The organism is Gaiella sp. (genome assembly GCF_035558935.1).
Taxonomy (GTDB): Bacteria; Actinomycetota; Thermoleophilia; order Gaiellales; family Gaiellaceae; genus Gaiella.
In genome coordinates this window covers 24,682-35,111 of sequence record NZ_DATMBZ010000052.1, presented here as the reverse complement: position 1 = coordinate 35,111, position 10,430 = coordinate 24,682, and the positions used below count along the sequence as shown (strand labels likewise).

General features: G+C 71.2%; 8 protein-coding genes. All 8 read right to left on the bottom strand.

Features of this window, described 5'->3' with window-relative positions; translation table 11 throughout:
- Window positions 1–6: 6 nt before the first annotated feature.
- On the bottom strand, window positions 7–660 hold the full coding sequence (locus tag VNM44_RS05295) for a Crp/Fnr family transcriptional regulator (protein ID WP_325623424.1): 654 nt from the start codon (window positions 658–660) through the stop codon (window positions 7–9).
- Between the two features lie 78 nt (window positions 661–738).
- Window positions 739–1,170: a hypothetical protein gene (locus VNM44_RS05290; RefSeq protein WP_325623422.1), complete on the bottom strand. Its 432-nt coding sequence runs from the start codon at window positions 1,168–1,170 to the stop codon at window positions 739–741.
- Window positions 1,171–1,239: 69 nt separating this feature from the next.
- The gene (locus VNM44_RS05285; RefSeq protein ID WP_325623420.1) at window positions 1,240–1,401 is read right to left on the bottom strand and encodes a hypothetical protein; all 162 of its coding nucleotides are present in this window, start codon (window positions 1,399–1,401) and stop codon (window positions 1,240–1,242) included.
- 44 nt (window positions 1,402–1,445) lie between these two features.
- A complete protein-coding gene (locus tag VNM44_RS05280) occupies window positions 1,446–2,213 on the bottom strand; it encodes an AfsR/SARP family transcriptional regulator (protein ID WP_325623418.1) in 768 nt (255 codons plus the stop codon).
- A 93-nt stretch (window positions 2,214–2,306) separates the two neighbouring features.
- Window positions 2,307–4,847, bottom strand: coding sequence for an ATP-binding protein (locus VNM44_RS05275; RefSeq protein ID WP_325623416.1), 2,541 nt, complete (start codon window positions 4,845–4,847; stop codon window positions 2,307–2,309).
- Between the two features lie 128 nt (window positions 4,848–4,975).
- Window positions 4,976–7,198: an Ig-like domain repeat protein gene (locus tag VNM44_RS05270; protein WP_325623413.1), complete on the bottom strand. Its 2,223-nt coding sequence runs from the start codon at window positions 7,196–7,198 to the stop codon at window positions 4,976–4,978.
- Between the two features lie 196 nt (window positions 7,199–7,394).
- Window positions 7,395–8,660, bottom strand: a complete 1,266-nt coding sequence (locus tag VNM44_RS05265) for a pitrilysin family protein (protein ID WP_325623411.1) — start codon at window positions 8,658–8,660, stop codon at window positions 7,395–7,397.
- Between the two features lie 56 nt (window positions 8,661–8,716).
- Entirely contained in the window at window positions 8,717–10,357 is a 1,641-nt protein-coding gene (locus VNM44_RS05260) for a hypothetical protein (protein ID WP_325623409.1), read from the bottom strand.
- Between the last annotated feature and the right edge of the window lie 73 nt (window positions 10,358–10,430).

Here is a 10,430-nt window from a genome sequence, read left to right as displayed (position 1 = left end):
GGGCGCTCAGCGGGCGCGCGCGTCGAGCGCCGCCCGGTCGAGCACGATCGTCTTCCCGCGCCGGAGCTCGACGAGGCCCTGCTCCTGCTGCGCCCGCAGCACCTGGTTGACCGTCGCCCGTGTCGCTCCGGCGAGCCCCGCGAGCTCCTCCTGCGTCAGCGGGATCACCACCTCGCCCTCGCCCTCGGCGTAGAGCCGTGCAAGCTCCGCGAGACGGCGCACCACTCGACGTTCGACCGGGACGTAGAGCGCTTCGAGCAGGCGCGCGTTCAGCATCCGCACCTCGTCGGCGAGGAAGTCGATCAGCAACTCGTCGACCGCGGGATGCTCACGCCGTAGCCGGTGGAAGTCGGTGTCTCCCACGCAGAAGGTCTCGCTCTCCTCGAGCGCCTCGACGGTCGCGGAGCGCTTCGCGCCGCGGCCGACGATGGCCATCTCGCCGAAGCTGTCACCCTGTGCGCGAATCGCGATCGTCGCGTGCTCGCCGAGCGGAGTCCGCACACGGACGGCAAACCGCCCCTTGGAGACGAGGTGGAGGGAGTCGGCGGCGTCGCCCTGGTGGAAGACGACCTCGCCCTTGCGGAACGCGCGCCGCCGGGCGACCGACAAGAGGCGCCGGACGTCCTCGCCCGGCACGCCCTCGAGCAGACGCCACTCCATGGGCGGCGAGCCTAGATCCTCGCCCGGCGACGAACAAGCCGCCCGGGGCCGGGCGTTCACCCGGCGCCGCACCCCCCGCTACCCGGCGTCGTGCTTGTCGTCCGTGGCCGCGAAGTAGTAGTAGGCGTAGTGCGGATCGCCGAGGACAGCTCTCGTGCCGCGCAGGGCGGACGCGCAGACGAAGCCGTTGCCGTTCTTGTCCACGGGCTCGACCGCCGCGATCATCGCCGCCACCGCGTCGTCGAGATCGGCGAAGTCGGCTCCGAAGGCGGCCTCTGCCGCGGCGAGGTAGTCGGTGACGCCCGCCGCGTCGAGCCCGGTGCGGGTCAGGTACCACCACGTTCCGGGTGTGTCCGCCGTCGAGAGCTCGATCCGTCCGAGCGACTTGGAGTCGTTCTGGCAGTCGGGCTCCGGAGCGGCCGGCGCCGACGACGCGGTGAGCGCGACGACCGCGGCGGCGAAGGCGCCGACGCGCACTGTCCGTACGAGAGTCCCTTCGATGCCTGTCATGACGTTCTCCTGTCGGATCGGATGCCGGGGCGCGCCCGCGCGGACGCGCCCCTTGTCGGGTGCGGCCGGTCAGCTGCGGTGGATCTTGACCGGGCCGCCCTCGACGTCGCCGGACGCCTTGTCGATCGGGCTGTCCGTGTCGACGCTCGCCCGAAGCGCCCAGATCTCGATGATGACCTCATCCGCGTCTCCTGTCCGCAGCGCCCCAATGCCCTGCCCGCCCCTGATCACGCGCGACAGTGGCAGCGCAGGCTCACGAACCACTCACGCCGTGCTCACCGGACGACGACGGCGGGACGGAAGACCTCGAGCGACGGATCGTGGACGAGAATCTGGCGCTGCATGGCACGGAGCTCGAGGCCCGGCTCGATCCCCAGCTCGTCCCGCAGCCGGGCGCGGACGCCGGCGAAGACGTCGAGCGCATCGATCTGCCGGTCGCAACGGTAGAGGGCCAGCATCAACCGCGCCCAAAGCCGCTCGCGTGTCGGATGGGCGCCCGCGATCCTGCGCAGCTCCGGCACGAGCTCCTCGTGCCGGCCGAGTGCGAGTCGGACGTCGAGGTCCTGCTCGACGGCCGTGAGACGCTCCTCCTCGAGGAAGCTGCGCGCGTCGCGGGCCAGAGGCTCGCCGTTGAGGCATGCGACGGGCTCGCCGCGCCACAGCGCGAGCGCGTCGGCGAGTGCGATCGCGGCGCCTCCCAGGTCTCCTGCCGCCGCTGTGTCGCGTCCGATGCGCACGAGCGTCCGGAACCGCACGAGGTCGAGCTCGTCCGGCTCGACCTCCGCGCGGTACGCGTGACCCTGGCAGCGGATCCGCTGGCGGCCGATCGTCCGACGGAGGCGGGAGGCACATACCTCGAGAGCGTGCGACGCAGTGGCAGGCGGCGCGGCCCACAGCCCGTCGATGAGGCGCTCGCGCGTAACCGCCCGCCCCGGCTCGAGCAGTAGCGCTGCGAGCAGCGCGCGCGACCGGGTGCCGCCGAGGGCGAGGCTTTCGCCGCCGTCGCCGACGACCTCGATCGGGCCGAGAATCCGAAACTCCACCGCAGCTCCTTGCTCTCGCTGACGCGTGAACAGGTGGGACGACGGTAGAACGGCCGGCGCGGCGCGTCTGTCCGCCTGCCGACACGACGAAGGTCAGGCGGCTGACACTTCTTCGTCGTTCGCTCTCGCGGCCGGGTCGTCCCCGAGGAGCACACGCGCGTCGTCGATGGTGCGGACCCGCCCTCGCTCCCAGGCGCGCTCGTACTCGTCGGCTGGAAGGAGCTCGCGAAGGGCCTCCAGCTCGTCGGTCACGTCGACTGCTGCCGACTCGGACGTCTCCGCGAGCGTCGTCCCGTGCGCGAGCAGCTCGACGGCGCGGCGGTGAGCGCCGCGTCCGGCCGCGAGGAGCCCGAGCTCGGTCACGATCGCAGCGGTGACCGGGCCGTCCTGCGCCGTAAGGCTGCGGCCGAGTGCGATGCGGAGAGTGCTTTCCGCGCCGTCCGCGTGGCCGACAAGCCGCTCGGCCCGCCCCGCCTCCGTCAGCGCGGAGATTGCCTCGAGCGGATAGCCGCTCGACTCCCAGTACTCGACGGCCTCGTGATTCGTGGCGACGGATGCCGCGAGGTCGCCCTCGGCCTTCTCGACATACGCAACCGTCTGCAGTGCGTGCCCGATCCCCGATTCCTCGCCCACCTCCCGCCGGATCTCGAGCGCGCGACGAGCGTGGCGTGCCGCCGATTCGAGGTCACCGAGATCGGCGAGCTGGATCCCCAGGTCGGCGTGCACCGCGGCAACGTCGCCGGGCGGCCCCGTCTCCTCGAGGATCGAGACCGCTCTGCAGGCGAGCTCCGCCGCCCGCGTCGGCTCGCCGCGCGTCTGGGCGAACTGCCCGGCAAGCGCATACGACCAGCCCAGCCCATGACTCGGCTCCGAGGGGATGGCGACGACCATGCGGGCAAGGCTGTCCCCCTCGTCGACCGCCCCGCCCGTCAGCCACGAGAACGCGAACCCGCACAGGATCTGGTGAGCGGGCGCTGGACGCTCGCGCTCCGAGCAGTGGACGAGCGCGGCGCGCGCATTCGGCCATTCGGAGCGGAGCGCCGCCAGAGCATTCTCGTCGCGGATCCGCGCGGCACGCGCATGGGCCATCGCCACGCCTTCCAGCCAGTCGATGTGCCGGTCGGCGACCTCTCCGGCGTCGCCACTCTCGTCGAGTCGGCGGCGCGCGAAGTCCCGGATCGTCTCGAGCATCGCGTATCGCGCCGTCCCGGTCTCGTCGGTGCGTCGCGCCAGAAGGCTCTTGGCGACCAGCGCTTCGAGGAGATCCGCCGAGGCGCCGGTGACGTCCACGGCAGCGGCGGTCGTGCACCCGCCCGCAAAGACGCCGAGCGCGCGCAGGACGCGTTGTTCCTCGGGCGCAAGCAGGTCGTAGGACCAGGCGATGGTGGACTCGATCGTCCGCTGGCGCTCGTCGACGTCGCGCGCGCGTGTGGCGAGGCTCGGAAGCCGATCGGCGAGCTCGTCGAGCATCTCGTCCGGGGAGAGGACGGGTGTCTGCGCCGCGGCGAGCTCGATTGCGAGAGGCAGGCGGTCGAGCCGTTCGCAGAGCTCGCAGATCGCGTCGTCGGCGTCGAGCGAGACGCCCGCGGCGCGGGCGCGGGCGAGGAAGAGCGCCTCGCCGTCCCGCGCGCTCATGGTCGGGACGGGCCAGACCGTCTCAGCGCTGAGCTCGAGACGCTCGCGGCTGGTCACGAGCAGCGCGATCGTCGGGCACGCGGCGATGAGCGCGGCCGCAAGATCGGCGACGCCGTCCACGAGGTGCTCCGCGTTGTCGAGCACGAGCAGCGCGCGCCTGCCGAGCAGCGCCTCGGTCAGCGCCGTCAGCGGCGGCTCACCCCGCTCGTCGCGAGCTCCGAGTCCCTGCAGGATCGCCGGGAGGACGAGATCCGCCTCACCGAGCGGCGCGAGGCCGGTCCACGTCGTCCCGTCCGGGAAGTGGGCCGAGGCCTCCTCGGCGGCGCGGAGCGCGAGACGCGTCTTGCCCGTGCCGCCCGGGCCGGTGAGGGTGAGCAGCCGAACGTCCGGGTCGGCGAGGCGCGCGACGACCTCCGCAACCTCCGCTTCGCGGCCGAGGAACGGCGTTCCGGGGACGGGGAGCGTCAGCCGGTACAGAGATCGAAGCGGGGGATGCTTCGCGGAGCCGAGCTGGTAGAGCCGCTCGGGAAGTCGGATGTCCTTGAACCGATGCTCTCCCAGGTCGACGAGCTCGAGGTCGCCGTGTCCGTCGAGCGCGACGACCGTCTCGCGCGAGAGGACGATCTGCCCGCCGTGTGCCGAGTCCACGATCCGCGCCGCGCGGTGGACGTCGATGCCGACGTACTTCGGCGGGTCGGGCGCCGGTGTGCCGGTGTGGATCCCGACCCGGACCGACACCGGGGCCTCGTCGAGCGCGGCGAGGGCGTCGCGCATGGCTGTGACGGCGTCCGCCGCCTGCCCGAACGCGTAGAAGAACGAGTCGCCTTCGTAGTGGACCTCGTATCCCCCGTGACGTCCGCACGCGTCCCGGATCGCCGTGCGGTGCTCGGCCAGCGCGGCCCGGTATCGCACCAGGCCGAGCCGCTCGAGCAGTCGCGTCGACCCCTCGATGTCCGTGAAGACCAGCGTCACCGTCCCCGACGGCTGTGCCGCAGCCACGCGCGGATTGTCGTCTCGCGCGGCAGTGGTTGCAACGGGGCACGGTCAGCCCGCGGCAGACGCCCCACCGAGACGACGGCGCCGTGGGGTGGTCCCACCCCCACGGCGCGCGTCTCACCCAGACCGCCCTAGCAGACGATCCCGACGATCGTGCCCGTGCCGGCGTGGCCTGGATCCGGGCCGTAGCCGGGAGCGACCTCGACGACGACGATGTGCTCGATCGTGCCGCTGATCGTCGACCCGTTCTTCTGCACGTTGGTCGACACGATCACGTTGATCCGTCCGGGAAGCGTGGACGGTGGCGCCGAGCTGTTGCCCGGTCGCGTCTCCCACCGCGAGCCGCACGTGACGCTCGTCGGGCTGTCCGCGAAGCCCTTCATCTCGGACGGCGCACCGCCGCTGAACGAGTTCTTCTTGGCCCACTGAGAGCCCCAGAAGTACACCGCATTGCCGACGGTCGGCGACCCTGCAGACCGGTCCCCGATCACGAAGGCGCCGGTGGCCGGGGGCGGGAACACGTTGACGCTCGCGGACACGCTCGCCGCCTCGTAGAACGTGTCGCCCGCGAACCGGCCGGCCACCCCGACCGCCCCCGGGGTCTGAGCGACCGACGCGATGGAGCACGATGCCGAACCCGACGCGTTCGTCGTGCCCGAGCACGACTGGGCGGTGGCTCCCGAACCCAGCGTGAACGTGACCGTTCGCCCTGCCATCGGCGTGCCGGCGGCCGGGTCGTCCGTCGTCAGGACGCCGGACAGCGTCGCGGGCAGGCCGTTCACCGCCGACACGTCGCCCGTGTAGGACAACGCGGTCTCCTCGAGGGTGACGACGAACGTCGACGATCCGGTGCTCGCCTCGTAGGCAGAGTCGCCGGCGAACGAGGCTGCCAGCGGGTACGACCCCGCCGGCTCACCGGGCGTGACGGCGCACGACGCCTTGCCGGTCGCGTCCGTCGTAGCGGTGCAGGATTCCACGCCGTTCAGCGTCAGCGTCACCGACTTGCCCGGGATCGGCGTCGAGGTGCTCGACACCGTGAGGACCGCCGACACGGTCGTGGCGTCCGCGAAGTCGCCGGTCGCCGCTGCCACCGTGAGCGACGTCGCCTGGCGAGCGACCGCCTGCACGGTGACCGGGGCCGTGGCGCCCGTCGGTGCGACCGTCACTGCACCCGCCTCTCCACCTGCGTTGTTCGTGTACGTCCCGGGCGTGCTCGAGGCCGTCACGTTGAAGTGCAGGGTGACGTCCCCGCCGCCCGCGGCGACGAACGAGCCGCTCCAGGTGAGGGTCTGACCCGAGATCGACGGGTTCGACGTCGTTGCGCCGGTCGTCGATCCCGCGACGTACGCAAAGCCCGCCGGCAACGTGTCGGTGATCGAGGTGACCGTCGCCGCGCCCGCGTTCGGGTTGTGGATCGTGATCGTGTAGCCGTCGCCGCCGCCCGGAGCGACCGCTGCCGAGTCCGCGGTCTTCGTGGTCGCGAGCGGCGCGACGCCGAGCGGCGAGAAGGTCGTCAGATGCGAGACGACGGTCGATCCCCCGGCCGGAACGGTGACGTCCCAGCTGAGGAGGATCCCGTTGTCCTCGTTGATCGCGCAGTCGCAGGTGTTCGGGCCGGCGAGCTGGCTGCCGATCCGCGCCCAGATGGTGTTGTAGCCGGCCTCCATGTAGCTGCTGCCTGCAGTCAGCGGGTAGAGCTGCTCGATGCGGCTCGCGGGGTCCTGGGTGGCCGTGCAGGCGACCGCCGACCCGTCGACGCGTCCGTATCCGTAGTCGGAGTTCTGGAGGAAGCAGTCGCCGGCGGCGTACAGCCGCACCGCCCGCGCCGACGCGTTTGCGTTCGCGATCTGCACGTCGGTGCGGTACGACTCCTGACCGACGACGTAGGAGTCCGTCTGCGTGATCGTCAGTCCGCTCGTCCCGAGCGTGACCACCGTCACGATCGTGTACGGGTCGGCACTCGTGCCGGACCCCGTCGGCCCAGTCTGGCTGACGGGCGTGAAGGCGGTCTTCGGGCTCGCCGAGCCGCCTGCCGGAATGGTTGCCGGGCCGTAGAGCGTGGACGTCGACTGGTCGACCGCGAACGTCCCGCACGCCGTGGTGCCGTACCACTCCGGGGCCGTGTCGCCGGCGTGGCGGACGTCGCAGTTCAGGTCGGTGCTGATGGTGATTGCCGTGAGGGGCCCGGCGGACCCGATCGACGCCGCCGAGGCGCCTGAAATCACTGTCAATGCGAGCAGCGCCGCGACGAACGCGGCCCCGAGCAGTCGCCGCGAGCCCGGGTGACTCGCACCGGATCGTCGCGTTCCCCGCCCAGCGGGCGTCCCACCGCTCGGATCGATCGACCTCGCCATCTCGATTCCCCCTTTTCTCGCCGCAGGTGCGTTGCCCGTCCCCGGCCGATGGCCGCGTCGAGGGCGACACGGCACGGCGCGGATCCCGGCTGTCGGACCGTGACGCTATGCCGCGCATCGACGGTCGTCTGTCAGCAGGCCGACAGTGCGTTTGTCAGCACGACGACCTAACCGGTGCGGTCGAAGCGAGTCGGCGTCAGGCAGCCAGCAGCGGCTCGAATCGCGCCGGATCGTCGAACGGCCCGATCAGGGCGAGGCGAAGCCCGCTGCCGAGGATGTCGGCCGCGACCCGCTGCACGTCCTCGACGGTGACGGCGTCGAGGCCGGCCATGACCTCCTCGGGCTCGACGGCGCGGCCTTCGAGGAGCTCGCGGCGGAGGCCGAACATGATCGTCGCGTGCGGGCTCTCGAGGCCGAGCACGAAGCGGCCCTTTGCGAACGCGCGCGCCTTCTCGAGCTCCTCGGCCGGTACGGGCTCGTCGACGACGCGCCGGAGCTCGGCGACGATCGTCTCGACGGCCTCGTCGATCCGGTTGAGGTCGACGCCGCCCTGCGCCGAGAGCGTGCCGGCATCGGCGTACGAGTTGTTCGCGCAGAAGACGTAGTAGGCGAGCCCGCGGCGCTCCCGCACCTCGGTGAAGAGACGCGACGACATGCCGCCGCCGAGCACCGTGGAGAGGAGTTGCACCACGTACCGGTCCGGATGCCCGTGCGGATAGCTTCGCGCGCCGACGACGACGTGCGCCTGGTCGGACTGCTTCGTGTGCAGGCGTACCGGACTGCCGTTCTCGGGGAGGACCACGGCTTCCGGTGCTCCGGTCGGCGCGGCGGCGACGGAGCCGAGGAGCTCCTCGAGCCGCTCGATCACGTCGTCGCCGACCTTCCCGCCCAGCCCGACGACCGTACGCTCGGGCCGGTACCAGCGGTCGATGTACTCGAAGAACGTCTCGCGGGTCGCTCCGCGGACGGTCTCCTCGGTGCCGATGATGTCCCAGCCGAGCGGCTGGTCGCCGTAGACGTGCCGCTCCCAGACGTTGCCGACGTAGGAGCGGGGCGTGTCGGCGTACATGTTCATCTCCTCGACGATCACGCCCTTCTCGCGCTCGATCTCGTCGGCGTCGAAGCGCGAGTTGCGCAGCATGTCGACGAGCACATCGAGCGCGACGTCGCGCGTCTCGGCGGCGCACTTGACGTAGTAGCCCGTGAGCTCCTTGCCGGTGAAGGCGTTGAACTCGCCGCCGATCGCATCGATCTCGGTCGCTATGTCCCGCGCGGTCGGGCGCCGTTCGGTGCCCTTGAAGAACATGTGCTCGGCGAAGTGCGCGACCCCGCTCTCGTCGCGCCGTTCGTAGCGCGAGCCGGCCGCGAACATCACGAAGCAGGAGACCGACTGTGCGTGCGACATCGGCGCGGTCAGCACCCGGGTGCCGTTGGAGAGCGTCGTGCGCTGGAAGGTCGCCACGCCGCGATGGTAGTCGAGGGCCGGGGGCGCGCCGTTCGCCCCCGGCCCATCAGCTCTCAGAAGAAGCAGGACGGCGGGAACACGAGACAGGCGATCGTGTCGAGGATGTCGTCCACGTCGCCGGGATCGAACCCGATACCCACGAGGACGCTCTTGAGGCCGTCCTCGACGAGCCCGAACACGGCGCCGAGCGCCTTCGCGACGTCCTCCAGCGCGTAGCCGATCGCCTTGAGGACGCTGCCGACCTCGTTCGCAAGCATCGAGAACGCCGTCTCGAGCGCCTGGGCCACCTCGTTGACCGCGTAGCCGATCGCCTTCAGCACCGCAGCGGCGTCCTGCGCTGCCTGGAAGAACGCGTTCTTCAGGGCGTTCGCCACCTCGACGACGCCGTAGGCGATGTCCTTCAGGATCTGCGCCGCCGCCTGCGCGCTCTGGAGGAAGGCGGTCTTCAGCGCGTCCGCGACCTGGACGACGCCGAAGGCGATGTCCTTGAGGATCTGGCCGGCCGCCTGTGCGCCCTTGAGGAACGCATCCTTCAACGCAACCGCCACGTCGGCGGCCGCGAAGAGCACCGCCTTCATGATCGCCGCGGCCTGCTCGGCGCTGCGGAAGAACGCGTCGCGCAGCGCGGTGCCTACGTCGAGCGGGCTGAACAGGATCGCCTTCAGGATCGCGGCCGCGTCCTGCGCCGTCTGGAGGAACGCGTCCTTCAGCGCATTCGCGACATCGACGACGCCGTACGCCACCGTCTTCAGGATCTGCGCCGCCTGCTGCGCCGACTGGAGGAAGGCGTCCTTCAGCGCCCCCGCGACCTGGACCACGGTGAACGCGACCGTCTTCAGGACCTGTGCCGCCTGCTCCGCGGTCTGCAGGAAGGCGTCACGCAGCGCCATGCCGACGTCGAGCGCCGTGTAGGCGATCGCCTTCAGGATCTGGGCGGCATCCTGCGCCCCTTGGAGGAAGGCGTTCTTGAGCGCGAGGCCGACGTCGACCACGCCGAACGCGATCGTCTTCAGGATCTGTGCCGCCTGTTGGGCGTTCTGGAGGAAGGCGTTCTTCAAGGCGAGGCCCACGTCGACGGCGCCGAACGCGACGTCCTTCAGGATCTGCGCCGCGCCCTGGGCTCCCTGGAGGAACGCGTCGCGAAGCGCCTCGCCGACTTCGACGGCCGTGTAGACGACCTGCTTGAGGATTCCCGCCGCCTGGAAGGCCGTCTGGCCGAACACGTCCTTCAGCGCGACGCCGACTTCGACGGCGCCGAAGCCGAGGCTCTTCAGGATCTGTGCGCCCTCGAGCGGTGTCTGCGCGTACGACCCGAGGAGCATCGACGCGATCTCGCTCGCGTCGAAGCCGAGGTAGGCGAAGATCCCCGCGCTCTCGAGCACGGTTTGCTCGAAGCCGCCGACGAGGACGTCGCCGATCTCGGTCGGGGTGTAGTTCGCGGCCTGCATCGCGGCAGCGGCGGCCGTCGGCGCCGAGTGCGTGTCGTCGCAGACGGCGGCGATGAGCTTGTTGACGTCCCCCGCATTCGTCCCGCCGTGCTTCGCGATGTCGCTCGGCGAAAGGCCGCTCCGCGACGCGAGCGTGCTCCTGGCGTCCCCGCCGCAGCTCGCCGTGCCTGCGAACGCGGGTTGGACAGCCATCAGCGCGGCCGTCGCCGCGACGACGATGATCACGCGGCGCGCGATCCGGTGCATGTGCTCCCCCTCTGGTCGAAAGGCCTGCGCGGCCTGCCCGCGCGGGTGCGTCCCGGGTGGATACCACCCATGA

Coding starts and splice junctions, on each gene's coding strand:
- VNM44_RS05260 (WP_325623409.1), bottom strand. CDS start 10,357: ATGCACCGGATCGCGCGCCGCGTGATCATCGTCGTCGCGGCGACGGCC.
- VNM44_RS05295 (WP_325623424.1), bottom strand. CDS start 660: ATGGAGTGGCGTCTGCTCGAGGGCGTGCCGGGCGAGGACGTCCGGCGC.
- VNM44_RS05270 (WP_325623413.1), bottom strand. CDS start 7,198: ATGGCGAGGTCGATCGATCCGAGCGGTGGGACGCCCGCTGGGCGGGGA.
- VNM44_RS05290 (WP_325623422.1), bottom strand. CDS start 1,170: ATGACAGGCATCGAAGGGACTCTCGTACGGACAGTGCGCGTCGGCGCC.